At 47.8% G+C, this 12,582-nt stretch carries 18 protein-coding genes; 12 read left to right on the top strand and 6 right to left on the bottom strand.

Annotated elements, in window-relative coordinates:
* The first annotated feature begins 1 nt into the window (after position 1).
* The 8 genes from L3N51_RS02635 to L3N51_RS02670 all read left to right on the top strand — a co-directional run bounded on the left by L3N51_RS02635 (position 2) and on the right by L3N51_RS02670 (position 7,380).
* The gene (locus L3N51_RS02635; RefSeq protein ID WP_238025302.1) at positions 2 to 1,336 is read left to right on the top strand and encodes a glycoside hydrolase family 57 protein; all 1,335 of its coding nucleotides are present in this window, start codon (positions 2 to 4) and stop codon (positions 1,334 to 1,336) included.
* Positions 1,333 to 3,027: a glycosyltransferase gene (locus L3N51_RS02640; protein WP_238025303.1), complete on the top strand. Its 1,695-nt coding sequence runs from the start codon at positions 1,333 to 1,335 to the stop codon at positions 3,025 to 3,027. Before L3N51_RS02635 ends, L3N51_RS02640 begins: the two co-directional genes overlap by 4 nt.
* Positions 3,028 to 3,036: 9 nt before the next feature.
* Entirely contained in the window at positions 3,037 to 3,243 is a 207-nt protein-coding gene (locus L3N51_RS02645; RefSeq protein WP_238025304.1) for a MoaD/ThiS family protein, read from the top strand.
* 61 nt (positions 3,244 to 3,304) lie between these two features.
* Positions 3,305 to 3,868 carry a hypothetical protein gene (locus L3N51_RS02650; RefSeq protein WP_238025305.1) on the top strand — a complete coding sequence of 188 codons (564 nt, stop codon included), beginning with the start codon at positions 3,305 to 3,307 and terminating at the stop codon, positions 3,866 to 3,868.
* Positions 3,865 to 4,971 carry an NAD(P)/FAD-dependent oxidoreductase gene (locus L3N51_RS02655; protein ID WP_238025306.1) on the top strand — a complete coding sequence of 369 codons (1,107 nt, stop codon included), beginning with the start codon at positions 3,865 to 3,867 and terminating at the stop codon, positions 4,969 to 4,971. The genes L3N51_RS02650 and L3N51_RS02655 overlap by 4 nt, the downstream gene beginning before the upstream one ends.
* Positions 4,972 to 5,030: 59 nt before the next feature.
* Positions 5,031 to 5,540: a DUF1955 domain-containing protein gene (locus tag L3N51_RS02660; protein ID WP_238025307.1), complete on the top strand. Its 510-nt coding sequence runs from the start codon at positions 5,031 to 5,033 to the stop codon at positions 5,538 to 5,540.
* Positions 5,537 to 6,874 (top strand): pyruvate kinase, encoded by a 1,338-nt coding sequence (pyk, locus tag L3N51_RS02665; RefSeq protein ID WP_238025308.1) that lies wholly within the window; start codon positions 5,537 to 5,539, stop codon positions 6,872 to 6,874. Before L3N51_RS02660 ends, pyk begins: the two co-directional genes overlap by 4 nt.
* A gap of 53 nt (positions 6,875 to 6,927) precedes the next feature.
* Positions 6,928 to 7,380 carry a GNAT family N-acetyltransferase gene (locus L3N51_RS02670; RefSeq protein WP_238025309.1) on the top strand — a complete coding sequence of 151 codons (453 nt, stop codon included), beginning with the start codon at positions 6,928 to 6,930 and terminating at the stop codon, positions 7,378 to 7,380.
* A 180-nt stretch (positions 7,381 to 7,560) separates the two neighbouring features.
* On the opposite strand, the gene L3N51_RS02675 is transcribed toward L3N51_RS02670, so the two are convergent.
* The gene (locus tag L3N51_RS02675; protein ID WP_238025310.1) at positions 7,561 to 7,911 is read right to left on the bottom strand and encodes a transcriptional regulator; all 351 of its coding nucleotides are present in this window, start codon (positions 7,909 to 7,911) and stop codon (positions 7,561 to 7,563) included.
* A gap of 517 nt (positions 7,912 to 8,428) precedes the next feature.
* Here L3N51_RS02675 and L3N51_RS02680 point away from each other — a divergent pair.
* The 3 genes from L3N51_RS02680 to L3N51_RS02690 are packed head-to-tail and all read left to right on the top strand — an operon-like array spanning position 8,429 to position 9,290.
* Entirely contained in the window at positions 8,429 to 8,689 is a 261-nt protein-coding gene (locus tag L3N51_RS02680; RefSeq protein WP_238025311.1) for a hypothetical protein, read from the top strand.
* Positions 8,686 to 8,994, top strand: a complete 309-nt coding sequence (locus tag L3N51_RS02685; protein ID WP_238025312.1) for a hypothetical protein — start codon at positions 8,686 to 8,688, stop codon at positions 8,992 to 8,994. The genes L3N51_RS02680 and L3N51_RS02685 overlap by 4 nt, the downstream gene beginning before the upstream one ends.
* Positions 8,991 to 9,290, top strand: coding sequence for a hypothetical protein (locus L3N51_RS02690; protein ID WP_238025313.1), 300 nt, complete (start codon positions 8,991 to 8,993; stop codon positions 9,288 to 9,290). The genes L3N51_RS02685 and L3N51_RS02690 overlap by 4 nt, the downstream gene beginning before the upstream one ends.
* Here the strand turns inward: L3N51_RS02690 and L3N51_RS02695 are convergent.
* From L3N51_RS02695 to L3N51_RS02705, 3 genes are all read right to left on the bottom strand, one after another.
* Positions 9,287 to 9,970, bottom strand: a complete 684-nt coding sequence (locus L3N51_RS02695) for a creatininase family protein (protein WP_238025314.1) — start codon at positions 9,968 to 9,970, stop codon at positions 9,287 to 9,289. The genes L3N51_RS02690 and L3N51_RS02695 overlap by 4 nt on opposite strands.
* A gap of 133 nt (positions 9,971 to 10,103) precedes the next feature.
* Positions 10,104 to 10,562: a hypothetical protein gene (locus L3N51_RS02700; RefSeq protein WP_238025378.1), complete on the bottom strand. Its 459-nt coding sequence runs from the start codon at positions 10,560 to 10,562 to the stop codon at positions 10,104 to 10,106.
* 5 nt (positions 10,563 to 10,567) lie between these two features.
* On the bottom strand, positions 10,568 to 11,170 hold the full coding sequence (locus tag L3N51_RS02705; protein WP_238025315.1) for a hypothetical protein: 603 nt from the start codon (positions 11,168 to 11,170) through the stop codon (positions 10,568 to 10,570).
* Positions 11,171 to 11,255: 85 nt separating this feature from the next.
* Between L3N51_RS02705 and L3N51_RS02710 the strand changes: the two genes are divergently transcribed.
* On the top strand, positions 11,256 to 11,636 hold the full coding sequence (locus tag L3N51_RS02710) for a RidA family protein (protein ID WP_238025316.1): 381 nt from the start codon (positions 11,256 to 11,258) through the stop codon (positions 11,634 to 11,636).
* Position 11,637: 1 nt separating this feature from the next.
* Here L3N51_RS02710 and L3N51_RS02715 read toward each other — a convergent pair whose 3' ends face one another.
* Positions 11,638 to 11,817: a hypothetical protein gene (locus L3N51_RS02715; protein ID WP_012021347.1), complete on the bottom strand. Its 180-nt coding sequence runs from the start codon at positions 11,815 to 11,817 to the stop codon at positions 11,638 to 11,640.
* Between the two features lie 60 nt (positions 11,818 to 11,877).
* Positions 11,878 to 12,582 (bottom strand): ParA family protein, encoded by a 705-nt coding sequence (locus L3N51_RS02720; protein WP_238025317.1) that lies wholly within the window; start codon positions 12,580 to 12,582, stop codon positions 11,878 to 11,880.

Consider the following 12,582-nt stretch of genomic DNA (forward strand, 5'->3'; position numbering starts at 1 on the left):
TATGACTAGCAAGGTAATAATGGGCTTTGAGGTTCATCAACCGTTCAGGATCAGGAAGGACGCGTTCTGGAATCCAAGGTTCAAGGGGTCTCCACAGGATAAATATTTCGACGACAGGCTCAATAGGGAAATATTTGAAAGGGTGAGGGCCAAGTGTTACATTCCCGCCACGAACATCATCCTTGAGGAGATAGAGGCGGGAGAGGATGAGGGAAGGGAGGTGAAGTTCTTCTACTCGGTGTCAGGAACTCTACTGGAACAGGCGGAGAGATGGGGTAGGGACTTTCTTGACCTGCTTCAATTACTTTCAAGCACAGGTAAGGTCGAGTTCCTAGCCCAGACCTACTATCACTCTGTTACCTCCATGTGGGAGGACAGGACGGAATGGAGGGAGCAGGTAAGGCTTCACGCTGAGACCGTTAGATCCCTTCTGGGACAGACGCCAGTCACGTTCGAGAACACTGAGCTCCTGACCAACTTGGCTGTGGTGGAGGAGGCGGAAAGCATGGGGTTCAAGGGCATCATGATGGAGGGAAAGGAGTCAGTACTGAAGGGAAAGTCTCCTAACTTCGTGTACAGGAGGAAGGGCGGTAAAATCTCCATCCTTCCAAGGAACTTCACCCTGAGCGATGACATAGCCTTCAGGTTCTCCAATCCCAACTGGGATCAATATCCACTCACTGCGGAGAAATATTCCTCTTGGATTAAGGCCTCGCCGGGCCAGGTTGTCACGGTGTTCGTGGATTACGAGACTTTTGGGGAACATCACTGGAAGGAGAGCGGTATCTTGGAGTTCCTGAGGTGGTTGCCCAGGGAACTCAACAGGGAGGGAGTGGAGATGACCCTACCTAGGGAGGTTGAGAGCAGTCCCTATTACGACCTTGAGGTTACAGGAACTTCATCCTGGGCCGACATCAGGAAGGATCATACGAGCTGGCTGGGAAACATAATGCAATGGGCCTACGATGAGGCAGTGAGAAGGTCTGAAATGACCTCAAAGGAGTTAGGAGGAGATTTCCTGAAGGCGTGGAGATACTTCACCACCAGCGACAACTACTACTATCTCTTCACGGAAGGGGGAGGTCCAGGAGAGGTTCACTCCTACTTCAATGCCTATAACTCACCCATAGATGCGTTCCTGAACGAGTTCTATGCCATCAACTCCTTCCTTCACGATGAACTTGAAAAGCTGGGGATAAAGAACGAGCCCTTCTTCTTCTACAAGGACGGGAAGAGGGTTGGAGTTGCGTGGGATGAGAACCAGTTCAGGGAAATAGTTAAACGCGACGAATCACTCAAGGATCACCTGAAGTATCTGAAGGAGTGGTTACAATGAAAAGGATGGAATCCTTCTGGATACCGGAGTCCATTGAGAGTGTCTGGATGATCTCATTTGAGTTCAGGGGAATAACCAGTTCCGGGGGACTAGGTTCTGCAGTCTATGCCCTAAGCACCTCTCTCGCGAAGATGGGAAAGAAAGTTACAGTGATAATGCCAAGTCACGGAAGGCATCTGGACGGGATTTACAGGAGTAAGTTAAAGCTCCAGGAAATACCCACGTCAGTCACGGGAAACAGGAGGGGTTTGGATGGAGGTAACTATCCCTTCAGGCTCGGTTTCGAGAGGGGAGAGATTGAAGGGGTGGAGATGATCCTCGTGAAGGGGCTGGATTACGATACGGGAAAGATAATCGACTCCTGGGGCGTTTATGATCATGTCATGGAGAAGTCCGCCCTGCTTACCAGGGGAGTTGAGCATCTCGTCTCCACTCTGAACCTGGAGAACATTCCTTCACTAATTCACGCTCATGACTGGCACTCGGTTCTCCCTGGAGTGAGGGCCAAGATGAGTTTGGAGGAAAGGAGGGTGATAGTTCCACTGGTTTACACTGTTCATCTTCTCAATAGGGTGGGCGCACCGTGGCATTTCGCCTCAGAGGACTGGGCCGGACTAGAGAATTACGCCCACTACGTGTGGATGGTCTCGAAGCACGTGCTGAACAGCACCAGGAATCTCTGGGATTCATGCGAGGGAAAAATTGAGAGGTTCGGGTTTTATGAGGCGGACCTCATCACCACCGTGAGCAAGAATTACCTGTTCAATGACGTGCTTCCCTTCTCCGGCAGTTTCGCCGAGAACAAGTCGTGTGTGATCTACAATGGTACGGATTGGGACATCAATCAGGTCAAGGGTTACGCACTTTCCTCAATGGGAACGGACAATAGGGCTAGCATAAGGGAGAAATTATTCGCGTCCCTCTCCAGCAACAGATTTGTTCCCTCAGACTACACCACAGGGAGCGTGCTGTGGGCCAACAGAGGTAGACTCGGAATCAGGGACGACTGGAGTTACGAGCCTCTTCAAAGGGGTCAGCTGGTACTTTTCGCTGGTAGATTGGTTTATCAGAAGGGGATTGATCTGCTACTGAGGGCCTTTAGGGGCGTTGTTGAGAGGGTTCCGGACGCGCGACTGGTGGTCATGGGAATTCCCTCAGACGATTACGGACTTCTGCAGGACATAGTGGATAGGGCGTCGGAGCTTAGGGATAACGTGAGGATTCTCGCAGTGAGCACCATGGATCAAAACATGTTCAGGCTATGGCACTATTCAGCCTCAGTGATGGCAATGCCGTCCAGATGGGAACCCTTTGGTATTACCGCCATAGAAGCCATGGCACTTGGTACGCCCCTGGTGGCATCGGCCGTGGGAGGTTTAACTGAGATAGTTGATGACGTAAGGGCTGATCAGAACGGTAATGGATTCCTCACTGAGAGGGAGAATATTGAAGCTTTGAGGTCCAGCCTGACGGACGCCCTGCTCCTGTCCAAGGCAAGCGAAACAGGAGACAGGGAATTGCTCAACCAGGTATCTTCCAGCGTGAAGGAGAAATCCTGGGACAGGATCAGGGAGAACGCTATAAGGAAGGTCGATACCACGTTCAGATGGAACGCCATCACCAATCAGGCACTCGAGTGCTATTCCAGGGCGCTGGTGATGGCTAAATATAGGGGTTCTGCCTACCTTTAGGCTGGGAAGATGAAGGTTATCGTGTACCTACCCAGGGAGAAGAGGGAGAAGGAGGTGGAGTTAAACCCCAATTCCACAGTGAGGGACCTTGTGAGGAAATTGGGGCTCACTGTTCAGGGCTCAGTTGTACTCAGGGATGGAGTACCTCTACTGGAGGACGAAAAGGTTAAGGATGGGGAAAAACTCACTGTGGTGCAGACAGCGTCAGGTGGTTAAGCTGAATCCTAGGAACCTAAAGAGCTTGGATCCAGAGACCAGGAATTTAGAATGGCAAAGAATGGAAAAGATAATGAGGGAAGAGCCCCAGAAACTCCGGGGTATAAGGCTTTACCTTCGTTCCCTCCTCTGGAGCAGAGTTCAGGGAGTGAGGGAGGAGGCCTGGAAACACCTCCACCTGTATAAGGAGCTGGAGGTAAAGGGCCTTGAGAAGGCTTTTTCCTCAAGATCGGACAGGATAAAACTCACTGCATGGCAACACGTGAGGGAGGTCATTGAACTGGGCCTCCTTTCCAGGGAGGAGCTTGTGGGACTCAGGCAACATTTCTGGAGGATGCTAAGGAGTTACTATCCCACCGTGAGGAAAAAGGCCTGGAAACTTCTTCCCGTACTGGTGAACCTGGGGATAGTTGGTCTAAGGGACAGGGAGAGGCTGCTGGAGTTCCTGAAAATCAGGAAGCCTGGAATTAGGATGATGGCGTGGTCAACGGCGAAGTTTCTCGTGGAGAAGGGCATACTCACCAGTGAAGACGTTGAGCAAAATCTTATTTATTTGAAAGAGCTCACAGAACGAGAGTCTTCCCTTTCCTTGAGGGCAAGGAGAATCCTGGAGGAGTTAAAATGAAGGTAGGAGTTGTGGGTGGCGGTATCATTGGATTAATGACAGCTTACTTTCTGGCGAGGGAAGGCGCATCCGTAACTGTGTATGATCCTGCGCCGGGCAACTACTCTGTTCATGCAGCAGGGCTAATAGAACCTTATCGTTTTGACAGGATTAATACAACCTCCATGATAGTGAAGATGTTACGTTTCATGAGGAGAGGAGTCACGGAAGTCAAGCAACTGAACTCCATGTGGGTGGTCGAGCTCCTCTCCTCCCTGAATAAGCAACCACCTCAGGAGGCATGGGAGATGATGAGGGAGATGGCGAGGTTCTCCCTTGAGGCCTACGCCAAAATGGCGGAAGAGAGGAACGATTTCGACTATTATAACGATGGTCTGCTGGAGATCTACACGCGTAAGGAGGACCTGGAAAAGGGCGAGGAAGAGGAGAAACGTAGCCCTTTTTCACCCAAGTTTGAGGTAACTGAAGTTCCTGGGTTTGCTGGGGGAATATTCTTTCCAGAACTGAGCAGGATTGCCACTGAGAAGTTTGTGAAAAGAATAACTCGAGAACTGGCTCAGTTAAAGGTGAGTTTTCGTAATGAGGAGGCCTCACCAGATCTCAATGGGTATACCATCAACGGCGAGAAATTCGACGCCATAGTCCTCGCAAACGGAGTCTGGATTACTAAGTTTCTCAGGTTACCGGTAACCTCATTCAAAGGTTACGGAGCCTGGGTTAAAGGCAGTTCCAAGATAAAGGGTGCATTCGTGACTGTTGATGAAGGAGTTGCCGTATCTCCACTCTCGGATCATATCAAGATCACAGGAGGGTTTTCAGCCGACTATGGAAGCGAATGGAGAACGGATATTCTGTCAAAGGTCTCAGGCTTGGTGAAGGTCGGGGAGGTGATAGACAAGAACATGGGTTTCAGGCCATGCTCACCGGACGGCTTCCCCATAATCGGCAAACTGGATAACGTTGTTATTGCCACTGGTGCGTGCAGATTGGGATGGAGCTACGCGCCAGCTATGGGTTACTACGCCAGTGAGCTGGTTCTGGGGAGGAGAAACACGCTTGGATACATTTCCAGATACGTGGAAAGGTTACGCTCTAGTCCCTAATACAGTTCTTAAGGAAAATTATGGTATAACCATTTAAGCCTTGGTACGGTATATTACTCATGGTAACTGAGAGCAGGGAACTAGTTAAATCCCTAATGGAAGCTAAGGAAAAGATTATCTCAGGAGACGTGAAGCAGGGAGTCGAAATAATTGGGAAACATGTGAATTCCTCCAACATAAAGGAGGCTAACTGGGTTATCTGTAATGTCATTGACGCTGCAGATTGTGCCTACGTTGTTGAAACGCTGAAATCCATAGGTAAGATATTTGACATCACGGCCTGCGGTAACCTCAAGAGGGTGATATTCTGCTTCATGAGGGCCGGAGAGAACTCGGAGTTCGTGGATATGGCCCTTTCAGCTCTTGTGGAGAAAAGAAGGGAGGATCAGCTGGATAAGTTACTCACGGAGATGAACGAAATCCCTGCACCCTTCCTCGTGAAGTTGGCCACGGCCTATGGAAAGATAGGTAACAGGAAGAAGGAACAGGAACTTCTAAAGCAGGCCTGCGAGAAGGGATTAAAGGAAGCTTGTAGAGATATTAACCAGGTTTTCTCAAGAATAACATGACACGAAGGACCAAGATTGTCGCCACCCTAGGCCCTTCCTCCGAGAGTTTAATTCCCAAGCTCAGGGATAAGGTGGACATTTTTAGGGTGAACCTGGCCCACGGGGATTACGAGTCTCATTCCAGGTATTTCGAGTTGTTGAAGACTCAGGCCCCCAACTCCTCCATCCTTGCTGATCTTCCAGGTCCCAAGCTCAGGGTAGGGGATATAGGAAAGATTGAACTGTCCCTAGGCCAAGAAGTTCTATTCTCTCCAGACGAGGGAATAGTGGTTCAGGAACCGCTCTTCTATAGAAGTGTTAAACCGGGCTCAGTAATTCTGCTGGCAGATGGACTCATAAAGGTGAGAATAACTGAGGTCTCCTCCAACCAGGTCAGGGGAGTAGTGTTAACCCCTGGCACCCTCACCTCCAGGAAGGGTATCAATATTCCTGATATGACGCTGGACTCCGGATTGACCGAAAATGATCTCAAGTTGATGGACGATGCCTTATCCCTAGGGGCAGATTACGTGGGCCTATCCTTTGTGCTCAGCGAAAATGACGTCATGAGGGCCAAGGAGAAAATAAACGGGAGGGCATGGGTTATCTCGAAGATCGAGAAAGGGCAGGCAGTGCAGAGGCTCTTCAGGATCGTGGAGGAGAGTGACGGTGTAATGGTCGCTCGTGGAGATCTGGGAGTGGAAATCGGCCTGGAGAACTTGCCCTACATTCAACGTAAGATAATCAGGATATCAAAACAGCTGGGTAAGCCAGTGATTCTCGCCACACAGGTTCTGGAGTCCATGGTGAGTAACCCCCTGCCCTCTAGGGCAGAGGTAATCGACATCGCCAACTCTGTCTATCAGGGTGTGGACGCCATAATGCTCAGCGATGAGACAGCGGTGGGCAGGTACCCAGTTGAGGCAGTGCAATACCTGGATCAGATCATCTCCTCCTCCGAGGATAAGGTAAAACCCCTCAGCCCATCGCCCATGAGAAGCCCAGATGACGCAATTGCCTATGCCTCCTCGTCATTATGTGAACTTTCCAAGTCCCACGTGATAGCAGTTCACAGCAGAAGCGGTCTTTCGGCCATCAGGGTTTCTAGACTGAGACCGAGGGCCATGATCCTGGCCTTCACCCCAGATATGAAGGTGGCCAGACGACTCAAGCTCTGTTGGGGCGTTGTCTCCATACCGCTCGAGGAAGGGGCAAGCGATCTCAATGATCTGGTGTCAATCCTGGAGAGTAAATGCAAGGAACTGGGAATTAGGGGAAACGTGGTTATCGTGGCCGGGGATCCCAAGATGGAATCCGGGAGGACTAACTTACTCAAGCTCCACACAATCGACTAGTGCCTATTGGGGGAATGGCAAGAGTTTAAATTCTAGTATAGAAACATAAACTTATGTCGGAGAGTATAAGTTTGCCCTTGACCATCAGGGAGGCAACCAGAGGCGATATAGAGGGGGTTTACAGGCTGTATCAGTCTCTCACTCCAGAGGACCTGTACATGCGCTTTTTCTCATTTCACAGGGTCTCTCACGAGGAGATAGAACAGCTCTTCAGCAGGCAGGATCATATCACGCTATTGGCAGAGATAGACGGTGAGGTGGTTGGAGAGGCCACCCTCTATGACGACGGAGAGTTCTCTGTTGCGGTCAAGCCCAATCAGAGGAGAGGGGGTATTGGGACTGAGCTGGTAGCTGAGCTGATAAGGAGGGCAAAGAAAATGGGTATCCATAGGGTTAGATTTTACACCCTTCCCGAGAACTATCCAATGATAAGGATAGGGAAAAAGCTGGGTTTCAAGCTGGAGTACGACGAGGATCAGGTTAAGGGAGTTCTGGAATTGAATTAAAGGAGTAGGTTTTCCCGTATGGGAAGTTTAATCTATTCTCCACAACCATTATGGGAAACCGCTACATTCTCGAGACCTTGTCGGCTAGTTGTGTATTTCAGGTTAAAGGCTCCCTAAATCCTAACAACATGGGTAGCCGTTCTAGAGAACGGTCCTAGCTTGATAATTCATCCTGAAGAACTACCAGTCATACGGACAGGAGTAGTCCATTATCCCTAACTTCTTTCTGGCCAGACTACAAAGGGGACAAATATTCACCTGGTCGGCCTCATGAAGCTTGTTTGTGTAATGCCTCACCATTTCCATGAACTCCTCGTCCTTCTCTAAGATCGCCTTGCATTCTCCCTCAGCCCTCTTTCCCTTCAGGTAGTAACTAACTTCAGCGGGAGTTAAACCCAAGAGTGAGGCTGCATGGGACTGGGACTCGCCTTGGTTAACCAGTTCCTTAACCAGAAGTGCCTTGATTGCTGGGATCACATCCCTCATAGCAGTCTCGCAGGGAATCACGAGTTTTCTTGACTCATTTTTCATTATGATAATATATCTTTAACACTCTTTAAAGTTTTGAGCTAACCTGAGAGAAGATCACAGGACGCAAGTTGGCTCAATGATAAGGTGAAGGTTTTCAATTTTTAAGAATAAAATTCAAAGAAAAGTTTAATTCTCTTTACCTTCTTTAGATCATTCAAAATCTAGATTACCATATCCTCAATCTTTTAAAACTGGTAATGTCTTTCTCTAAAAAGAGTTCATTTCCTTATCGAAGTGATCAAAATACCTTTAGACCAAAAAGAAAATTTTATATAGATTTTCTAGAAAATATACTTGAATTATATGGCTCAAAATCCAGATCCGAGATTTAATTACTTCAGATATGCAACGATTGTATCGTACTTCTTTTCCTCGACAGCTGCTGTCGTCTTCATGACGTTAGCCATTATCAGAGCTACTTTCGAGGCCAGCTTACGTCTATGACGTATCGGGTTCCTTTGAGGTACCAAATATCCTGTTGCTGGCACTGTAAGTTGGGACTCCCATATTTTCAGTAATGTTTGATGCAGTTGTAATCTTGGGAATTCAGCTCATGCTTAACAGAATCTATGCGATGAATATTGTGAAGTCAGTGTTGGTCATCGTTCTAATGGGAGTAATCTTTGCCTCAGTTCTTGGGCATAAACCAGATAACCCGTTTGATGCAGCAACAGAATTGCCCTTTATGGGGAGTGGAGTTGTGGCCATGATTTTCAATGCTGTTGCCATTGTGACCTCTTTGGGAATGAGAAATATTGAGAGGAAGATGTATGGATGATTATCAGGCCCACAATTCAGTGGAGTTACACGCCTTCCCTGAAAGCCCCTTACATTTACTGGAAAGATGTAATAGTGGTGCTTGAGAATCCTGCTAAGGTTTTTGTGGTTGACGCTTGGAGAGATCAGCTGGGGAGATATAAGCCCCCATCCCAAGTGTCTATCTTTAAGTTTTCATATAGAATTGGTCAAGTAGATGATGAGAACACTAAGTACCTTGAATGTATTGCAGGAACCCTTCAGACGAAGTTGAAGCCTCTGATTCAACGTAAATATGACTGTAAGGACGTGGTGGTAATGCTATGATAGATATCGAGGATTTTTTGAAGTGCATGGGAAAGATCGTGGAAATGAGAAAGATCTCAGATCTAGAATGGGCCTTCAAGTTAAGGGAAGCCATAATGTTATCCGGGACCCTCAAGGTTAATCCTGGGATAGTTACGGAAATAGAGTTTAGATTTAGGAGCCCGGACGGAATAGGCAGGATAAAGATAACCAAGGGCACTATTCTAGAGGCAAGTTATGAGGGAATCCTTTCCCTACAGCTTAAGCCAAGAATCAGGGAGTGTTCCAAGATTCTCGTGGGGAAAGAGACCGTTTAAAACTTTAAGACTGATCTTAACTCATTCACTTTCCTTGTGACAAGTTCAACCATTTCGTTGAATACCCTTTCTCCCAGCTCCCTGCTGGGCTCAACCCTGTCTGCCACAACTCCGTCGCTTCCTCCCTTTTCGGAGGTGAATAACGTGAACGTGAGCGGAGAGAAGACGGTTTTTGTGGGAATCCTGTCCTGTCTCACCAGTTCAGGTCTGAGAAACATCAGCAAGGAGCTCTCTACGTTCCCCGCGTGAAGGTCTTGATATCTGGAGAAGAGGTCGATTTCGCGAAGATCAGCCAGCATCACCAGGGGTTGAGATTGCCTGAAGTTAATTCTTCTGACCGCGACCTTAAGCAGTTGAGTGTTACCTCCGTGACCGTTTACCAGAATAATTCCCTTCACGTTCAGCCTCACAGCAGATTCTAGGATATCGCTGATCATGTTGATGAAGTTCACGTCGTCAAGGGATACATGGGGAAGACTACCATGTTCTATGGAACAGCCGTAATAGACGGTGGGAAATAGAAGGAGTCCTTCCACCTGGGCTACCCTCTGCGCCACCGCTTCAGCTATTATGGAGTCTGTTCCCAAGGGAAGATGGGGACCATGTTGTTCTAGGCTTCCCACAGGTATTATTCCCAGGTTAGGTGAGAGATCATCCTTTGTGAGCTCTAGGACGTTCATGGGGAAATATTAGGAGTGAAGAAAATAATATTTAGTTGACGATATCATGAATGATGATGAGCTTCCAGGCTCAGTGAACTGTGATGCTTTGGTTGCAAGAGCTGAGGTTTACACTTTTGTTCCTGGTCCGAAGTTATCTCCTTTCAATCAACCTTCTTATCATTTCCCTGACGTCTCCTCTAGTTTCCGCGTATATTAGTTTCTCATACCTTATTCCAAATCCATTTCCGTTGCTCTCAAATCTGTAGCCTGTACAACTCTCGCAGTAACCCCTCACTATCTTCACAAACTCAAGGTCACTTACACTGAACCTTACGTCCCCTAAACTTTCAATCGTGCTAGGTTCAGTGGTGAAGCCCAATCTCTCAAGGAACTCATGAATTGCTGCCCTGACCAGCCTGTGGCTATCTATTCCGTGATCTCTCAGGAATAGTGGAAACTCCCAATCCCTCTTTACCATCTCAGCTACCCTAGCCAACTCCTCCTTCAGTGCAGGCTCCTCAAATTGCTTGAGACATTCCCTCCTTACCCTTTCCACGTACCCCCTGTCACCAACCCACGACAGGAAGTACGCCTTCCCAATTTCTTCCATACAGTTCAAGGTCTTATCACCACCATCATCATTTTCCATTCTTCATCCCTGTACAGGTACGTAAGCATGGCGAAATTGTCCGGGTATCTGACCTTCTCCACCTGTATAAGGTCTCTCTTCAGATTCCTCATGAGCCAGGCCTGAGACCACTTGTAGGACCCCCTCGCGTTCAGGAATAGTAGGCCCTTTCCTCCCAGGAATGAGAGGAGCTTAGGATATTTGTTTACATCTATCATGGCATCGGGAGAAAAACCCAGGTACTTCACCTGCCTCAGGGGAATAACGTCAAGGAACTTAACGTCGAATTTTTTCTCCAGAACTGCATAGGCCATGGTCTCTCCCAGGGTCGCCGATACGTCACCCGAATAGTACTTTCCTCCCCATCTTCTCCCTTCCAGGTAATCTATAATCCCCGACACGAGTCTGCTGGAAAGGAGAGATGCCATAATGATTCTTCCGGGATCAAGCTCCACTATTTCGCTTGGCATGTTCTGAATCAGCGTATCTATCAGGGCTGAGGACACCACGTCCATATCTTCATCGCTATCGTTGCTGGAGTGAGGGATGACCTCGGAGGGGAGATCAGCCCATGATATTTTCAACTGCATATGATTTAATTTAGAAGTCATTTTTAAGCTATAGAACAGGGTAGAAGGGGAGAAGTCATTTTAATTTCCACGAGGATCATACCCCATGAAGGAAATAATTTATTCCGAGAACTCTCCAAAACCCATAGGTCCCTATTCTCAGGCTGTCCTAACTGATAGGATTCTTTTCGTATCAGGTCAGATTCCTCTGGATCCAAAGACAAATGAGCTGGTTAAGGGAGGAATTGAGGAACAGACCAGGCAGGTCATGGAGAACCTCAAGGGAATCCTCTCCTCCGCCGGAATGACCCTAGATAACGTAACCATGAGTTTCGTTTTCCTCAAGAATCTTCAGGATTTCCCTAAGTTCAACGAGGTGTACGCCAAATATTTCAAGGAAAAACCTCCAGCGAGGGTAACTGTTCAGGTAGGAGATCTACCCAGGGGATCCCTAGTAGAAATAGCAGTTATTGCGTACAAATTTTAGTTCAAGAAAAAACTTTCTTTAGTAGCTGTTCCATGTGGGGACAATTTACATCAAACAGCTCGTGGTTCCCGTGTTCTATGCAGGAGCCCGCAACGGGCTTACCCTCCAAGAACACGATGGACGCTTCGTCGTCCTCCACTATGGAATAGGCAATACCTTCAAAGACCTTTCTGTATAGCATTTGCCATCACTTAAAATAGATAGTGTGAATTACACCTTTTTAAGCATTTCTACAATAAGCTCACTCCTCCTCGCTTACCAAGTTGAGCTGTATGGCCTGTTCTGTCATCTCAGCCAGTCTTTCAATTCCTGGAAGGTTCGAATCCAACTGAAGCCCTTTATAGAACATATCCCTGTGGAACGGGATAATCACTTTCCTCTCAACCGGGACTTCCTCTACCTCTCCCTTGACCATGTTTATGACTAGGGCAGTTAGTCTGAAGTAACGTGTATCAGGAACCCACGTTTTCAAAAGAGCAGGAACCTCATTCATGTGTTTAAGGGTAAGTCTGAGGGCAACTCCCGGGGTTGTGACGAAAATGCTGTTACAATGGGCGTCTCCAGTAGCTAACCAGAAAGCCTTATACTCGAGTTCACACAGCTCATCCAAGTTGGGAGGATTATCGGTTATCACAATGTCACTACCCTTGAGTATATCCCTGTATAGGGGAGCTATCTGTTCGGGGGTAGGAATAGTTCTGGGAAAGAATCTTGTCAGGCTCAATACTTGAAGATTTCCTCGTCTAGTCAGGAAATTACCCTCCCTACCTTCGGTCAGGGCATTTATCAGACCATCGTTGAGTCCATGAAGTCTTCCTATAGTATTTGTATTATCCCTGTCGACAAGGGTTACTTTATACCTTTCAGCCAACTTTTTAGCTAGCAGATAAGCAATAGTCGATTTTCCAACTCCACCTTTAAATCCCAAAACTGAAAATCGGATCAT

Origin of the sequence: Metallosphaera javensis (ex Hofmann et al. 2022), assembly GCF_022064045.1 — an archaeon.
Classification (GTDB): Archaea; Thermoproteota; Thermoprotei_A; order Sulfolobales; family Sulfolobaceae; genus Metallosphaera; species Metallosphaera javensis.